The sequence below is a fragment of the Vibrio sp. 10N.261.46.A3 genome (assembly GCF_041472995.1).
In the GTDB taxonomy this organism is placed as follows: Bacteria; Pseudomonadota; Gammaproteobacteria; order Enterobacterales; family Vibrionaceae; genus Vibrio; species Vibrio coralliirubri.
In genome coordinates, this window is sequence record NZ_JBFRRH010000067.1 from 1 (window position 1) to 16,084 (window position 16,084).

General features: G+C 42.6%; 12 protein-coding genes. 3 read left to right on the forward strand and 9 right to left on the reverse strand.

The genetic code is table 11. The features are described 5' to 3' along the window. Nucleotides 1-201: 201 nt before the first annotated feature. Together yciH and AB4484_RS15645 are read right to left on the reverse strand one after the other, a co-directional pair. Complete coding sequence (gene yciH / locus AB4484_RS15640) at nucleotides 202-513, reverse strand: stress response translation initiation inhibitor YciH (protein ID WP_050649524.1); 312 nt, start codon at nucleotides 511-513, stop codon at nucleotides 202-204. Between the two features lie 3 nt (nucleotides 514-516). After that, entirely contained in the window at nucleotides 517-885 is a 369-nt protein-coding gene (locus AB4484_RS15645) for a DUF3319 domain-containing protein (RefSeq protein ID WP_048613610.1), read from the reverse strand. Between the two features lie 100 nt (nucleotides 886-985). Here AB4484_RS15645 and AB4484_RS15650 point away from each other — a divergent pair, with 100 nt between their 5' ends. Next, nucleotides 986-1,954 carry a tyrosine-type recombinase/integrase gene (locus AB4484_RS15650; RefSeq protein ID WP_372079110.1) on the forward strand — a complete coding sequence of 323 codons (969 nt, stop codon included), beginning with the start codon at nucleotides 986-988 and terminating at the stop codon, nucleotides 1,952-1,954. A 158-nt stretch (nucleotides 1,955-2,112) separates the two neighbouring features. Here AB4484_RS15650 and AB4484_RS15655 read toward each other — a convergent pair whose 3' ends face one another. Both AB4484_RS15655 and AB4484_RS15660 read right to left on the reverse strand, forming a co-directional pair. Continuing rightward, nucleotides 2,113-3,108 (reverse strand): D-alanine--D-alanine ligase, encoded by a 996-nt coding sequence (locus AB4484_RS15655; protein ID WP_372079112.1) that lies wholly within the window; start codon nucleotides 3,106-3,108, stop codon nucleotides 2,113-2,115. Between the two features lie 179 nt (nucleotides 3,109-3,287). Beyond that, on the reverse strand, nucleotides 3,288-3,851 hold the full coding sequence (locus AB4484_RS15660) for an SPOR domain-containing protein (protein WP_372079114.1): 564 nt from the start codon (nucleotides 3,849-3,851) through the stop codon (nucleotides 3,288-3,290). A 216-nt stretch (nucleotides 3,852-4,067) separates the two neighbouring features. Here AB4484_RS15660 and AB4484_RS15665 point away from each other — a divergent pair, with 216 nt between their 5' ends. After that, entirely contained in the window at nucleotides 4,068-6,749 is a 2,682-nt protein-coding gene (locus tag AB4484_RS15665; protein ID WP_372079116.1) for a GNAT family N-acetyltransferase, read from the forward strand. On the opposite strand, the gene AB4484_RS15670 is transcribed toward AB4484_RS15665, so the two are convergent. Then, a complete protein-coding gene (locus AB4484_RS15670) occupies nucleotides 6,741-7,628 on the reverse strand; it encodes a LysR family transcriptional regulator (protein ID WP_372079119.1) in 888 nt (295 codons plus the stop codon). The genes AB4484_RS15665 and AB4484_RS15670 overlap by 9 nt on opposite strands. Before the next feature lie 225 nt (nucleotides 7,629-7,853). On the opposite strand from AB4484_RS15670, the gene AB4484_RS15675 reads away from it, so the two are divergent. Beyond that, nucleotides 7,854-9,992 carry a TonB-dependent hemoglobin/transferrin/lactoferrin family receptor gene (locus tag AB4484_RS15675; RefSeq protein ID WP_372079120.1) on the forward strand — a complete coding sequence of 713 codons (2,139 nt, stop codon included), beginning with the start codon at nucleotides 7,854-7,856 and terminating at the stop codon, nucleotides 9,990-9,992. A 339-nt stretch (nucleotides 9,993-10,331) separates the two neighbouring features. Here AB4484_RS15675 and galE read toward each other — a convergent pair whose 3' ends face one another. The 4 genes from galE to AB4484_RS15695 all read right to left on the reverse strand — a co-directional run bounded on the left by galE (nucleotide 10,332) and on the right by AB4484_RS15695 (nucleotide 15,993). Then, nucleotides 10,332-11,345 carry a UDP-glucose 4-epimerase GalE gene (gene galE / locus AB4484_RS15680; RefSeq protein WP_048608318.1) on the reverse strand — a complete coding sequence of 338 codons (1,014 nt, stop codon included), beginning with the start codon at nucleotides 11,343-11,345 and terminating at the stop codon, nucleotides 10,332-10,334. An 82-nt stretch (nucleotides 11,346-11,427) separates the two neighbouring features. Further along, nucleotides 11,428-13,404: a diguanylate cyclase domain-containing protein gene (locus AB4484_RS15685; RefSeq protein ID WP_372079122.1), complete on the reverse strand. Its 1,977-nt coding sequence runs from the start codon at nucleotides 13,402-13,404 to the stop codon at nucleotides 11,428-11,430. Beyond that, on the reverse strand, nucleotides 13,404-13,940 hold the full coding sequence (locus AB4484_RS15690) for a YfiR family protein (protein WP_372079124.1): 537 nt from the start codon (nucleotides 13,938-13,940) through the stop codon (nucleotides 13,404-13,406). Before AB4484_RS15690 ends, AB4484_RS15685 begins: the two co-directional genes overlap by 1 nt. Continuing rightward, nucleotides 13,930-15,993, reverse strand: a complete 2,064-nt coding sequence (locus AB4484_RS15695; RefSeq protein WP_372079126.1) for a TonB-dependent receptor plug domain-containing protein — start codon at nucleotides 15,991-15,993, stop codon at nucleotides 13,930-13,932. The genes AB4484_RS15690 and AB4484_RS15695 overlap by 11 nt, the downstream gene beginning before the upstream one ends. Between the last annotated feature and the right edge of the window lie 91 nt (nucleotides 15,994-16,084).

Here is a 16,084-nt window from a genome sequence, read left to right on the forward strand (position 1 = left end):
CCACAAGTGCGCATTATGTACGTTATGTTAAATTTGTTTTGGTGTTTATAAGGCAGGTATCTTTGTGCGATGCCCTGCCTTTTTATTGTGTCGATATTCTCTAATTTATACTGTGTATTTAACCATATTGGCTATTTACCATAAAATACCTAATAACCAGTGATAATAATCTTCGATTTTAACCCTGGTATTAGTTAGAGATTAGCCGCCAGAAAATTTAACTTTGTAGCCTTTCTTTTCAAGGTGAGCTTTGATCTTGTCGCGAGCGTCACCTTGAATTTCGATGTTGCCATCTTTGACTGAGCCGCCGCAGCCGCAAACTTTTTTGAGTTCTGCTGCCATTAGTTTTAATGGTGCGTCATCTAGGTCTAAGCCAGTTACGACAGAAACGCCTTTGCCTTTACGGCCTTTGGTTTCTTTTTGGATTCGAACGATACCATCGCCTTTAGGACGTTGGACTTTCTCTTCTTCAGGCTTAATGCGACCTGTTTCTGTTGAATATACTAGGCTCATAATTTACTTCTTTTGTTGCTCTGCTTTTTGTTTTGCGAGTAAGTAAGCTTCTATATGGCGTTGGATTGCAACCTTGCCGCCTTTAATTAAGCGACCGTTAAACATGCAATACCACGCATTAGGCTCACCGGTGTCATTCTTGATTTGGTAGCCGTTGAAGTTTTCAGTCGAGCCACCAGTTCCTCTCGACTTATTTAATGACGTGAATTCTTTTGGATCAATAATAGATGCGGTTTCAATCCACCAATCAATACTCTTTTTCACGGCAGCTAGGTTGCCCTGAATAACGTTGTTTTTTAACTTAGCACGCCAAACTGTGTTATTAGCATCTATCGATTGAAGATGGACGCTTCGGTAAATTGAATTAGCCATATCTATTAATCATCTTTTTGTTTTCACTACATTAATCATAAGTATACTTATAATGATATCAAGCATAATATGGTAAAAACACCTGTCGAGGTATGGTAATTTGAGAAAAAAAGTCCCTATTTTAACCGACTCTGTGATAATTAATTCATTTGTTGAAAAATTAAACAGGCACGCGACAATTGAAATTATAGATGAGTTGACAGGATTTCAATACTCTCACAATTCACTGTTGGGCATTTACAGTGATTGGAATCGCTATCATGCGTTCTGTACCAAACATCGTATTAACACACTACCCGCATCTATAACTGCTGTTCGTCGTTTTCTTGAAACTGAGTCTAACGATAGAAAATACGCATCCTTAAAACGTTACACTGCAACGCTTAGCATGTTACACACTGTGTTGAGCTTTGCTAACCCGATCAAGCACAGGCAAGTTCGCTTTACCCTGCTCCACTTACAATCTCATATGGCTGGTGACGCTAAACAAACTAATGCTATGACATCTATGCATCTCACTGATTTAAATACGTTGCTTTCCCATGATAAAGCAAACCTGAAAGAGATCAGAGACATCGCTATTTATAACGTGATGTTCGAGTGTGCTTTAAAGCGCTCGGAGCTCAAGGTGTTATCGATGAGTGATGTTGAGTACGTTGAAGATCATTACCAAGTAACAGTCAAAGATTCGGCTTATCAGTTATCACCAATAGCCAGTGTTGCACTTCAACGTTGGCTTTCGTTTACTGGTATACAAGATGAGTTGTCAGTATTTCGAGCGATAGACAAGCATGAAAATATTGGTTTGCAGCCTTTAGATGATTCGTCCATCTATAGGATATTGAGAAGAGCTAGCGACTTACTTCAATTGCCAGAAAATCACCATTTCTCTGGAAACTCGATTCGTGTTGGTGCTGCACAAGAGTTGTCGAAACAAGGTCTTAAGGTTAGAGAGATTCAGGATTTTGGCCGTTGGCTCAGCCCTGCAATGCCAGCGCAATATGTAGGTTTCACGGGAACGGCTGAGAGTGAGAAGATGAAGTTTAAGGCATTAATACCTTGGCAATGACGGGTCGTAGATTACTGGGATATTACTATTTTGATATAAGTTGTGGTTAAAACGATCGATTTTTAAAATAGCTGGCTTTAAAAACAACAAGTGCCTTGGCAGAAAGCTCAAGGCACTTGTTGGTTCAGCTCTAAGTGAACGAAAATGAGTTAGAAAACCTAAGAAAGGCTCGTTCTCACGCAGTTCTCCAAGAACTGGCTGAATTTGTGGCCGTCATACTCAACCATTTTAGGGAACATGGAGATTGGCGTCATACCTGGGAAGGTGTTGACTTCGTTCAGGTAGATTTCGTTGTCTTGCGTTAAGAAGAAGTCGATACGAGACAAATGACGAAGCTTCATCTGAGTGAAGACTTTACGAGCGCTGTCTGCAATCAATTCACGCTGTTCGTCCGTTAAGTTACTTGCTTCAACTTCAGTGATCGAGTGACTGTCTGCACTGTACTTCTCTTCGTAAGAGTAAAATGCGCCATTAGGTGCAATCACCTCACCCGGCTTGCTGATATGCAGCTCGCCATCGATTTCATAAGCAGCAATTTCTAGCTCTCTAGGCACCACTGATTTCTCAACCAATACTTGGTCCGAGAAAGTGAACGCCTTGTTGATAGCCTCGCTTAAATCTTCTACTTGGTTAACTTGGTAACAACCTACAGAAGAACCTTGACGAGCCGCTTTCACAAACACTTTACCCCACTTTTCAAATGCTTGAGTTGCTTGTGAGTGAGCTTGATCATTGTTGTCTGATAAGAACAGGTACGGCGTGTTTGGAATGCCGAGTGCGTCGTACCAAAGCTTTGACGTGATTTTGTTAAAGCTGTTATTGCTAGCTTCTGAACCACAACCTAGGTATGGAATTTTAGCCATTTCAAACAGGGATTGAATGTCACCTGTTTCACCTGGGAAGCCGTGGATGCAAGGCACAATAAAATCGACTTTAGATGCTAAATTGTCACCGCGTAAGGTTTGGTCATTAATATCAAGATAAACCAATTCACCTGAATCAAGACACCAGCCTTCGTTTTTAATTTCAACTCTTACAACGTTAAAATCTGCAACGCTATTGAGCTGTTCAAAAAGGTAATTAGCTGAAACTAAAGATACTTCATGCTCTGAAGATCCACCGCCGCAAAGTAGAAGGATGTTTGTGGTGTTCATGGGTAAATTCGGTCCTTGAAACTAGGAGTACTGACTTCAATGATAAACAAAAGTCGAGATAGGTACAGTGTTTTGATTGTTAAAATTGCGTTCGAAAGATCGAGCGATTAACTATTAAACAAAACAGCGAGTCTTAAGACAAAAGAAGGAGCATTTGCCCCTTCTTTATGAATCAAAACTTAGTTCAACTTGTTAAGCGTTGGGTATTCAGAGTTCTTGATGTCATCAATGCTCTTAACGAACGGCTTCAAGTTTTGGAAAGTGTTCGGCAGTGTTGAGATTGCCTTTTTAGCTTCTAAGCGTGTTGCGTAGTCACCATAAAGTACCGTGAACCACTTAGTGCCGTTAACCATTTTGTAGTTTTCCCAAACTGGTTGAGAAGTCGTAGGTAGCATTTTCACGAAAGAATCGACTTTACTTTGGCTGCCAACAGCAACAACTTGAACTGTGTAACCAAAACGTTGGTTCATGTCTTGTTGTTTCTTGGTTGGGCCTGTCACTACTGCAACTGGCTTAGCTTTAGTTGTTTGAGTTACTTTCTGTTCAACAGGTTCGGTTCTGATAACGTTGACAACATTTTCTTCAACAACGCTTGTTTGCTCAGATTGAGATACAACTGGAGCTTCAACTTTTGCCGTTTTGTACTCTTCTTGATAACTATCTGAAGTGACATTGGTAACGTAGTCGTCAGATACACACGCAGCCAAGAGCAGTGGCAAAGTCACAATTGCAAATTTTTTCATGGAAAGCTCTATATCCTTAATAATAATTACTATAAATCATGCCGATACGTCGGTTTAGAATCAAGTTAACTTTGAGATTATACACCATTAGTGGGTGACCTATTTCACAAACTTTATGCAGTGTTTGCTTATTCATCTGAATTCGGTGAATTTGCCATCAACCCGTGAGTGCAAAGTAAGTTACGATGAACTTACGTGCATTGCTAGGATATGTCTATGAATCATCTTGATCCCCTACTTAAACCCCGTTCAATCGCTGTTGTTGGTGCTTCTCAACGAGAAACGCGCGCAGGATATATCGTTATGAACAATTTGTTGCACGGGGATTTTAAAGGTGCGGTGATGCCGGTTACGCCGAAATATGATTCAGTGGCCGGTGTGCTTTCTTATAAGAACATTTTGTCGTTACCGATTGTTCCTGATCTCGCAATCTTGTGTACCAATGCGACACGCAATGTCGCCATTTTTGAAGAGCTGTCTGAGAAAGGGATTGCGTCTGTCATTGTGCTTTCTTCCGACATGCAACAAGAAAGCGATAATGGCGAGACGTATGATGAAAGATGCCTAGCGATTGCCAAAAAACACAACATTCGAGTGTTGGGTTCTAATAGTTTGGGGGTAATTGTCCCTTGGTTAAATTTGAACGCCTCATTCTCTCCAGTGACAGCATTACCCGGTAAGATCGCTTTTGTTTCTCAGTCGGCAGCTGTGTGTACCACTATTCTCGATTGGGCTAATGACAAAGAGATCGGTTTTTCAGCGTTTATCTCTATAGGCAATGGTAGCGATATCGAATTCTCGGAGTTATTGGATTATCTCAGTACCGACTCTCACACCGAAGCGATATTGCTTTATGTAGACAGCATTACTGATGCGAGGCGCTTTATTTCTGCAGCGCGTGCGGCTTCGCGTAACCGACGAATTTTGGTGTTGAAAGGTGGTCGAACGGCGAAAGGCAGAGCCGCAGCAATGGCTCACACTGGCGGTGCCGACACATTAGATATTATTTATGATTCCGCAATCCGACGCAGCGGCATGCTACGAGTTAAGAACTTACATGAACTGTTTGCTGCGGTAGAAACACTGACTCATTCAGTCCCCTTGCGTGGCGAGCGTTTAGCTATTGTTACCAACGGTGGCGGTCCCGCGATTATGGCGGTGGATACCCTATTTGACCGCGGTGGTAAGCTCGCTGAATTCTCTGAAGATACGCTCGATAAACTCAGTAAGGTTTTGCCATCGAGTTGGTCTCACAGTAATCCTATCGATATTGTTGGCGACGCTGGTGATCAGCGTTATATCGACACCATAAACATCTTACTCGATGGCGACGAAGCGGACGCGATTCTTATCATGCACAGCCCTTCTGCGGTCGCACATTCAGCCAAAACGGCAGAGCGAATTATTGAAGCGATTAAAAAGCACCCTCGCCACAAGCGCTTTAACATCCTGACGAATTGGTCTGGTGAGTTAACAGCAAGGCCTGCACGAAAGCTGTTTACCGAAGCGGGTTTCCCTACCTATCGAACCCCTGAAAGCTCAGTGGTCGCATTCATGCACTTAGTCGAGTACAGACGTAACCAACGTCAGTTAATGGAAACGCCGACTACTGCAGAAAAAGTACACATTGAAGATCTAGCAGATGCGAAAAGTTGGATAGAAAGACAACTACTGGATAAAAATACAGTTAGCCTTGATACTCACCAAAACAGTCAGTTTTTCAAGAGCTTCAACCTCGATGTGTTACCAACTTGGATCGCTTCTGACCCAAGTGAAGCGGTACACATCGCTGAAACGATTGGTTATCCCGTCGCAGTAAAATTACGTTCGCCGGATATTGCACATAAGTCAGACGTACAAGGCGTGATGCTCAATTTGCGAAACAGCAGTGAAGTTGCCAATGCGGCTCAGGCAATTCTCGATCGTTCTCAATTATCCTTCCCTACAGCGCACATCCATGGCTTGTTAATTCAAGGAATGGCCAAGCTCGCGGGCGGCCAAGAACTGCGTATTAAGGTTACAACAGACGAAACCTTCGGCCCAATCATTTTACTTGGACAAGGTGGTTCAGAGTGGGATGAATCGATTGATGCTGCCGCTGCTTTTCCACCGCTCAACATGACACTGGCGCGTTACTTGATTATACGGGCGATAAAAAGTGGCAAGATTCGTCTACAAAAGCTTCCTAACCCGATTGATATAGAGGGCCTTTCTGAATTATTGGTACGTATATCGCAGATGGTGGTTGATTGCCCTGAAATACATGATTTGGATATTCATCCAGTACTCGCCAACGGAGACAAATTCACGATATTAGACGCTGATATCATATTGAAAGCCTACGAAGGAGATCCGCAAGAAAGGTTGGCCATTCGCCCTTACCCAGTCGAGCTTGAAGAGCGTATCCAGCTAAAAGATGGGACCGAAGTGTTGTTACGCCCTATTCTTCCCGAAGATGAACCGTTTCATGCTGACTTCATTAACCGTGTGTCTAAGGAAGATCTCTATAAACGGTTCTTCAGTGATGTAGGTGAATTCAATCATGAGGCGTTGGCGAATTTCACTCAGATTGATTTCGATAGAGAAATCGCCTTTGTGGTCGTTCGCGAGGAACAAGGCGTTCCAGCGATCATCGGCGTGTCCCGTGCGCTGATTAACCCTGAGAACACGGACGCCGAATTCGCAATATTGATTCGATCTGACCTTAAAGGTGTTGGTCTAGGTCGCATTCTGATGACTAAGGTTATCGATTACTGCCGAGCGAAGCAGACTAAACAGATGTCGGGTATGACGATGCCAACCAATAGAGGGATGCTGACACTAGCTCAAAAGCTCGGTTTTAAGCTAGATATCAGTTTTGAAGACGGTACTGCAGATATGGTGTTACCGTTACTTTAACGCCCATGTCTTTTTAAGATGTTGGATACACCAAGACTTGGCGTCGCCCATTTTGTTGCGTCGCCAAGCCATTACGATATCAATAGGCTGCGGCTCGGTACCGGAGATCTGCTGTAGAACGCCAGATTCGATCAAAGGTTTAGCAACACTATTCGGCAAAGTGCCAATCCCTAGTCCTGATGTCAAAGCCTCTACTTTTGCATGAAAACTTGTCACAGTTAATCGTGGCTGTTTTTCTAGAATATTGATACTTAGTGCAGGCTGATCGCGCGCGGTATCTGCAATAGCAATAACCCTGTAACTTTCTCTCGCCTTTTGGTCGAATTCACCAGAACGTTTGTGAACATAGTGGTTCGATGCCGCTACCCAAACCATTTCCATTTTACCGATAACGTCACTTTTCATGTCGTTTGGGATAGTGTCAACCTTTGGGCACACCAACAAATCGGCTCGGCCGTCTGAAAGGGATTCCCAGCACCCTGCTAAGATCTCTTCTTGCAAACGAACGCGTGTTTTACTGATTTTTCCTAGTTCATCTACCAGCGGGAAAAAGTTAGCAATCGGGATAATGCCATCAAAGGCGATGGTCAAATCGAGCTCCCAACCATTGGCTAGAATGCTTGCCTCGTTAACAAGGCGTTCTGTTGCTCCAAGAATTACCCTACCTTGCTCAAGTATCAACTGGCCCGCTTCTGTGAAGTTTGCACGATGTCCAGAGCGGTCAAAAATCATGATGTCCAGATCTTGTTCAAGCTTCTGGATTTGATAACTGAGTGATGAAGGTGCTCTGTCCATTTCATTGGCTGCAGCGGCGAAACTTCCACGTCGGTCGATGGCATCTAATATGTGTAATGCTTCAAGTGTTATTGGACTATGCATCAGTTTCCTACTTTATAAATGAGAGGTTAATCACAAAAATGGAAGCATTCACCAGATAAATGGAACCATTAAAGGTCTTTCAATACAATGAGTTATACGGTTTAGGCGTATTTTCAATGACAAAAGTACAAATAAATTGAAATGCAAATAATAGTAATTATCATTTAGATCCAATATTATCTTTCGCAAATCAAGATAATACTATGGAATTAAGGTAACTATCAGATGTATAAGCAATCCCTACTCTCTGCTTCAATCGTTTTAGCGCTTTCATCAACATCAGCCTTTGCTGAAGATTATGCCCTATTTGACGAGGTTGTTGTATCGGCAACTCGTACTGAACAAAGCAAAGCAGATGTTTCAAGCTCTATTGAATCAGTATCTTCGGAAGATATTGATAATCAAATGTCTAACGACATAAAGCAAGCCCTTCAGTACACACCTGGCGTAGAAGCTCAAGGCAGTGGCCGTTTTGGTATTTCGGGCTTCAACATTCGTGGTGTTGAAGGTGACCGTGTTAAGTTGATGGTCGATGGTGTTCAACAACCTACACCGTACAACCCTGGTGCAACAGAGCAACGTAAATACTCTAATGCAATTGAAGTAGACACACTGAGTGTCATCGAGGTGAATAAAGGACCAGCTTCTACGCTTTATGGTTCTGACGCTATTGGTGGTGCTGTACTGCTAAGAACGAAGAACCCAGAGGATATGCTTAGAACAGACGGCGACGAAAACCGTTTTGGCATCAAATCTAGCTACACTTCTGCTGACGAACAGTTTAAGAACACGCTTTCTTGGGCTATGCGTAAAGACAAGCTAGAAACTATCGTAATGGCGACATACGCTCAAGGTCATGAAACTGAAACACACTCGTCAGGAAGTGATATCGAAGGCCCTGACCGTGGTGCAGCTAACCCTGCCGATACCGAACTAAGCAACTTTTTAGCAAAAGCATTTTATAATGTATCGGATTCAAACAAGATCGGCTTAACCGTAGAACATTATCAGCGTCAATATGATGAAGACGAGTTAAATTACAACGGTTATACGCTTATGCCGGGCTTTGTATACACGGATAACTACAATGAAGACACCAACAAACGCTTCCGTGCAACATTGGAGCAGCAGCTTAAACTGAACTCTTCTATTGCAGATTCTTTGGACTGGTCTTTAAGCTACCAAGATTCAAGTACTCTGAATAAAAACTACGATACAACAGGCTTTAACGGCCGTCGACTTCGTGAGCGTGATGCATCAGATGTGAACATGCAAGTCGATACACAGCTTACTAAGTTGGTGAACATTAGTGGCGCTGACCATGAGTTTACGTATGGTTTCACTTACCTGCAAAATGATTTTGAGTTAGACAACACCGATCATAAGTTCGACCAAGGCACAGTTACTCCAGGTAGTACGGGTATCCCTGACGCAAAAATTACGCAATGGGGTGTTTTCCTTCAAGATCAAGCATTCTTCATGGATGACAAACTCATAGTAACTGGTGGTCTACGTTATGACTCGTTTGTTGCTGACCCATCAACTGATGAAGGTTACACAACTGAATATGACAAGAATGAAGATGACGCGTTCACAGCCAAGTTAGGTTCGGTTTACCATATCAACGATAGCTTGTCTGTGTTTGGTCAGATTGGTCAAGGCTTCAAAGCTCCTTCTGTTTATGACCTTTACTACTTCTATAACCAAGGCGCTATCGTAGAGGCAAACCCTAACCTGAAAGCAGAAAGAAGCCTTTCTTATGAGCTAGGTCTGCGTGGTAGCAACCAATATGCTCGCTTCGAATTAAGCACGTTCTACACTGACTACACTGATTTCATCAACGAAACGAAAACAGGTGAGCAAGGTGGCAAAGACGTATTTACGAAAGAAAACTTAGATGAAGTAACTATTTATGGTGCTGAATTCTCGTCAACCATTAACCTTGATACTCTGTTTGACGCACCTTACGGCACTTACACTCGCCTAGCAGTTGCTTACGCAGATGGCGAAGACAAGTCGACTGGTAAGCCAATTGATTCAGTTGCACCTCTAACGAGTACAATCGGGTTAGGTATTGAACGTGATAACTTCGGTTCAGCGTTGAATGTCAAAATGGTTGCTTCGAAGGATGATTGGAACTCTGACGACAATGTCGATGTATCTGGATACACAGTTGTTGATTTGACTGCTTATTACCGCCCTATTACAGATTTAACTCTGCGAGCTGGTCTATTTAACGCTCTAGATAAGAAGTACTGGTTGTACAGCGACATGTCTGGTAGCGCACACGATTCTCAATTCAATACAGACATTAAGTCTCAACCTGGTCGCAACTGGGGCTTATCTGCAAACTACGAATTCTAATTCGTTAAAAACCTGAATTGCAGATACTAAAAAGCCAGCTAAATGCTGGCTTTTATTATTTCACTAAAAATTGTATCAAAAAGGGATAAAGTGAAATTACTTCTCTGCCATTTCTTTCTTAACCATTACTGCTGCAGCAATGATGAAAGTGATGATTAGGCCTAGTTCCATGATTAACTCCAAAGAAAATTAACATTAAACATATAATTCGCGTGCATAGTAACACAACGAATACAGAATGATACTTTTTAACCACTAATTTACTTTTTATTCGATTTAGATCAAAAAAGATGCCCTAAAGCATCTTTTTGTAAGTTAACTATTCATGAAACAACTAGATCAACCAGGGAAACCATCAGGATTGGTTGACTGCCAGCGCCATGTATCCTCAGTCATTTCAGTCAGTGTACGTGTTGCATTCCAACCAAGCTCTTTCTGAGCTTTAGCAGGATCTGCCCAACATTCTGCGATGTCACCCGGGCGACGCTCGACAAGCTTATAAGGGATATCTTTACCGCTCGCTTTCTCAAACGCTTTAACCATGTCTAATACACTTGAACCGTTACCAGTGCCAAGGTTGTAGATGTGAAGACCGTCTTTGCGCCCTACTTTTTCAAGCGCTGCGATGTGGCCATCAGACAGATCCATTACGTGGATGTAATCGCGAACGCCAGTACCATCTTTTGTTGGATAATCGCTACCAAATACAGATAGGAATTCACGGCGGCCTACTGCTACTTGAGAGACAAATGGCATTAGGTTATTTGGGATACCTTGCGGATCTTCACCTAACTCACCACTTGGATGTGAACCTACAGGGTTAAAGTAACGCAGCAGTGTAATGCTCCAATCCGGATTGGCTTTTTGGAAATCGGTTAAACACTCTTCAACCATTAGTTTACTACGACCATATGGGTTGGTTGCGCTTGTTGGGAAGTCTTCAGTGATTGGCACACTTGCAGGATCACCGTATACCGTTGCTGAAGAGCTAAATACCAAGGTTTTTACACCCGCATCACGCATTGCATCAACAAGAACTAAAGTGCCGTTTACGTTGTTGTCGTAGTATTCAAGAGGCTTTTCCACAGACTCTCCGACGGCTTTGAGACCAGCAAAATGGATAACCGCTTCGATGTTGTGTTGCTTCATGGTTTCAGTCAAAAGCGCTTTATCACGAACGTCACCTTCAATGAAGTTGGGACGAACGCCCGAGACTTTTTCGATACGCTCTAGAACGCTTGGTTTGCTGTTGTACAAGCTATCAAAAAGTACAGGTGTCATACCTGCGTTGATCATCTGGATACTTGTATGGCTACCAATGTAACCCATGCCACCTGTAACTAAAACATTCATGCTTAGCAGACCTTTTAATTAAAAATATTCAACCTATCACTTATGATACAACAACTTAGGGTGAGCTAACAAACACCGGTGCCTATTTACCCTCACGAGAGAACACAAACTGACCTTTTCCTTTGCGTTTCGCTTGGTACATAGCCTCATCAGCAACTTTTAGAATAACGTCAATATCACGCTCTGAGCCATCAACTAAATGGATACCTAAGCTCGCTCCAACATGAAGTGAACGTTGTTTGTAGTTTACTTGTTGCCCGATCAGGTCCAACAATCGCTCGGCTAACTTAGCTAACAAGACTTTGTTTGTCTGTTTAATAATAAGAACAAATTCATCACCCGACAAACGTGCAACCAAATCTCCCGCTCTTACCTGAGATAACAATCGGTTGGACACTTCTTTAAGGATTTCGTCACCTGCATCGTGTCCATAGTTATCATTCACTTCTTTGAAGCCATCCAAATCCAAGTAGATAACCGCAAAATGCTGATTTGAATAGTGGCTCGACGTGACAACATCATCCATAATCTTATACAGCTGTGCTCTATTCGCTAACCCGGTTAATGCATCGTGATGAGCCAAGTGTTCGAGTCTTTCCATCTCTTTAACGTTGGATAAATCAGACAGCGTTAATACCATATCAAACTCGTCTTTCTCGTTGTCTGAGGCAACTCGATTCACTTTGACAAACATTGGAACTAACGTACCAGACGCACTCTTCTCCCACACTTCGCCTTGCCATTGCCCATAATTGTCTAACGAACTGCGAATTGTCGGCATCAATGATGAAAATTGCTGCCACGAAAATACTTCAAATGGTGTTTTGCCCACCAGCAGATCAGAGTGATAACCGAGAAGTTGTGTGATCGCCGGGTTAACCATGGTTATCACATTGGACGAGTTGAGCACGATCAAGCCGTCTTTACTGTTTTCGAAAACACCCGCTGCAATACGTTGGCGACTCATGGCCGTTTCTATGTCGGTGACATCTTGGATTGCATAAAGAATACGACCATCTTTTGTCAAAGAACGACTGCTCACACGAAGCCAGCGTTTTGATTGAAAGAGATCGGTGGTTTCCAGCAATTCGTCATTAAGTTCAATATTGGCATCAATAACATCTTGTAAGTAACCAGTTTGCTTGGTCGCGATCAACTCTTGGATCCACAAGTTCTCAAGAAAGGCTTCCGAGCATTTAAAAATATCCCGAGTAGCTGCGTTCGCATGAAGAATGAGCCCTTTTTCATCCACCACCAACAAAGAGTGCTGAACGGTTTCAATGACCTCATTTGCGAATGATTTTTCTTCTTGTAACTTGTCTAACGTAAAATTGATTTGGTTATCGCGATGTTGAAGCCTTTCTAACATGGTATTGAAAGCTCGAACCAGGTCACCGATTTCATCGCGGTTCGTTACGACTAATTTAGGCTGCTTCGAACGACGCTCAACAAAGGCTTGCATCGCCTCATTGAGGTCAAACATCGGTTCGATAATCAAGCGTTGCACCAATTTGACCAGTACTCCGCCTAACATCACCAAAAACAACAGGTAGACGACCGCAACCTTGAAAATATTCGTTAAGATCGAATTAAACGTCTCTTTCGATATTGTTACTCTCAAATTCGCGATCACAGCGCCATCCAGCGTCACTGGAACGAGCAAGAAGATGAAATGCTCAGAGATGGCAAATTGATGATCGGCGATATCGTCTAATTCTTCTGCGTTTGGCCTTGGAACCAGAGTGTTGCTCACCTGATAGCTGGCAAAAAGCTGTTCGTTGATGTCATAGAGCTTCACTCTAACAATATCTTTATCTGCGACGAAAGCTGACAAGATTTCCTGAGCCGATGACTTGTCTTCAAATAAAATCGCGGCTTGCAAGTTATAAGCAACACCTTGTGCCAGCACTTTAACACGCTGAATAAGACTCTCTTTCTCCCTCTCAAACGTGACAGTGTAATTTACCGATTGAATCGTAACAAAAGTGACTGCGATGAAGATGATAATGGGTAATATCAATTTGTTTTTAATCGATATGTTATTAATGAAAGACAACATTATTGGCCCTCCACTATAGCGATTCGTAACAAGTTTGATCCAATAACGTAGTCACCGCGCCTTGCGTTCTCTAGATTGATCTTAGGTTTGAGCTTATTATCGATGTGCGTGAGCTCAATAACTCCACCTAGGTCCGTAAAGTTAGAGATATCACTGATTGTCACTGTGTGTGGCGAGTGCTCTTGACTACGGAATTGGTTATTTTCACGGTCAGACAAATACGTAATATTGCACTTAGAAGTAATCGACTGTTGAACCTGGATATCGAGTGAACGAATAGATTTCCCCTCTGTAATTGACGTTAGCACTTGGCTTACCTTTTCATCGCCAATCACACAAAAGTTCACAGCGTTCATAGAGCTTTCATCATTCCAACGTATAAAATTCGCAATTCTAAAAAGGTACACCGCTTTCACTTCATAAGGTTTGAAGCTAGCCGCTGAGGTGTTCAACGGCACAATAAGCATCGTTAAAGCAGCTAAGCCTAGTTTAGAGAAGCCGAGCTTAATACGGTGCTTAAGCCATTTAGAATTCATGAGAGATCCTCACATACACCGATTCTTGATTGACGCTTTTCTGAGATGTGAATTCAGCTTGATAGCCGTCACTCTTACCTATGTTTTCAACAACCACTTCAATTAAAGGTGCTGCGGACGATTTTTTCCATGCGATACGCGCATCAAAGGTTATTTCATGTGGGTAAGACTGCCATTCATATTGAGTGCCATCGCCTGCTACCCAATAGTCTGGGTAATTCACATTAATGTACTGGCCTATCACATCGAATTGCCAACTTTCGGTGATATTCCACATCAACTGTGCCGTGGCTAAATGTTCATTATCAATATCGTAATAAACACTCGTTTGAGGGCTAGATTTAGGGTCATCACCTTTATTCTCACCTTCTAACGTCGTATAGGCGTAACTCAGGTAACTGGCTAGATCTGGGGTGAGTTGGTAACTCGCGCCTAACTCTAAGCCATAAGTTTTTGCTTTATAATCATCAGACAGCGCACCGACATAGACATGATTCGCGGGGATATCATTCGGGTCATAGCTGTGAAAGCGAAGGTTGTCATGTTCACTCAGGTAAATCGTTGCATCGAGTTCGAAATTTGAATTGTTTGAGTAGCGATAACCCATTTCCGCCGTTACGACGTTCTCTGTTTCAAGACTCGAGCTTGATTTATATACATCTAGGTAGCTGTTGTTTGAGTCAGCATTGTAACTATTGAAATAATAGGTGGAATTGGAATCCATATAAGATGGTGCAACAACTGCACGGCTAAGCCCCGCCCATACGGAATGACGTTGAGTTAACTTATATAAACCGCGCAATTGAGGTGAAAGCTCAGTTGAATCATTCTGTGTAAAGTGTTCAACCTTGGCACCAAGAGTAATAGACAGCGCTTCCGTCATTTGAATTTGAGACTGTATAAAAGCGTTCGCAATATAATCGTTGGCAGATTGGATATTGTAGGCTCGACCGTAGTAATCAGGGTTGTACCAATCCACCTCCGAAACTTGGCTTGAGGAGAAATCAAGATACATATATCGCAGGCCACCACCGAGTGTTAGCTGATGGCTTTCCGATAGTTGGTTGATATAAGTAGAGTCAAAATCAAGGGTCGAATAGCTTCCCGGAGCGTCTGGCGCATTATCCTCATTATATTCACCCCATAACGAATATGAGAGTGTCGAACTTTCATCAAAATGGCGAGAGTCGTTGAATTGGACGTAAACAGATTGACTCTTGTTATCGAAATCATTGGCTTGTGACCCAACAAACGACCCTGAGTTATCATATTGGAACGTATACAACTCCGACTCATAAAAGCTTTTCTCACCACCAATACGTAATGACCAATTTTCTTCGGCATTACTTGGCTGAAAAACCATCCCTGCAGTTTGTGCTTTCCATTTTTCAGATTCATTTGTGCGATACGTGGGTTCTTCTCGGTACTTATAAAAGGCACGAGCATTCACACTGTCGTTTAGGCTTAATCCCTGACGAACACTAAATTCATAGTTATCAGTATTAGACGCGACACCGGAGAGATAAGTCCCCTGCGTATCATTGGCAGACTTGGTAATGATATTGACTACACCATTAACTGCGTTACCTCCCCAAATTGTTCCGCCGGGGCCTTTTAGTACTTCGATGCGTTCGATGTCGGCAAGCACATAATCAACGTCGCTCCAATACGTACCGCCATAGACTGGGCTAAACAAGCTTCGTCCATCCATCATCACGAGCATCTTGTTATATAGCCCATCATGAAAGCCGCGTGTCGAAACAAACCATGAGGTTTCATTGAATTTGGTGACTTTGAGTCCGGGTACAAGCGTTAGGACTTCAGCAATGGTTTTCGCCCCACTACGCTGAATTCGCTCATTAGAAAGCACATACACCGACGAAGGAATGTCAGTGAGTTTTTGTGTCACTTTCGAAGCCGTTTCCATTTCGACATCTAACATAGACAACTCTTCAAGGCTCATCGACATGAGCTGGTCTAGAGAGTTTTCTTGAGCAGAGACAAAAACAGATGTCGTTAATGCTAGTCCTAAGCAAACCTGGCGGGATATCATGTGCTCACCTAATATACAGATAGATATTAATCCTTTAATCAATAGTTCAACTATATATGAAATGCCATACTGGTAAATCTACGGTGTCGAA

What these genes read in the sequence shown, in the direction of transcription:
- yciH (WP_050649524.1), bottom strand. Translation starts at nt 513, where the DNA reads ATGAGCCTAGTATATTCAACAGAAACAGGTCGCATTAAGCCTGAAGAA.
- AB4484_RS15645 (WP_048613610.1), bottom strand. Translation starts at nt 885, where the DNA reads ATGGCTAATTCAATTTACCGAAGCGTCCATCTTCAATCGATAGATGCT.
- AB4484_RS15655 (WP_372079112.1), bottom strand. Translation starts at nt 3,108, where the DNA reads ATGAACACCACAAACATCCTTCTACTTTGCGGCGGTGGATCTTCAGAG.
- AB4484_RS15660 (WP_372079114.1), bottom strand. Translation starts at nt 3,851, where the DNA reads ATGAAAAAATTTGCAATTGTGACTTTGCCACTGCTCTTGGCTGCGTGT.
- AB4484_RS15665 (WP_372079116.1), top strand. Translation starts at nt 4,068, where the DNA reads ATGAATCATCTTGATCCCCTACTTAAACCCCGTTCAATCGCTGTTGTT.
- AB4484_RS15670 (WP_372079119.1), bottom strand. Translation starts at nt 7,628, where the DNA reads ATGCATAGTCCAATAACACTTGAAGCATTACACATATTAGATGCCATC.
- AB4484_RS15675 (WP_372079120.1), top strand. Translation starts at nt 7,854, where the DNA reads ATGTATAAGCAATCCCTACTCTCTGCTTCAATCGTTTTAGCGCTTTCA.
- galE (WP_048608318.1), bottom strand. Translation starts at nt 11,345, where the DNA reads ATGAATGTTTTAGTTACAGGTGGCATGGGTTACATTGGTAGCCATACA.
- AB4484_RS15685 (WP_372079122.1), bottom strand. Translation starts at nt 13,404, where the DNA reads ATGTTGTCTTTCATTAATAACATATCGATTAAAAACAAATTGATATTA.
- AB4484_RS15690 (WP_372079124.1), bottom strand. Translation starts at nt 13,940, where the DNA reads ATGAATTCTAAATGGCTTAAGCACCGTATTAAGCTCGGCTTCTCTAAA.
- AB4484_RS15695 (WP_372079126.1), bottom strand. Translation starts at nt 15,993, where the DNA reads ATGATATCCCGCCAGGTTTGCTTAGGACTAGCATTAACGACATCTGTT.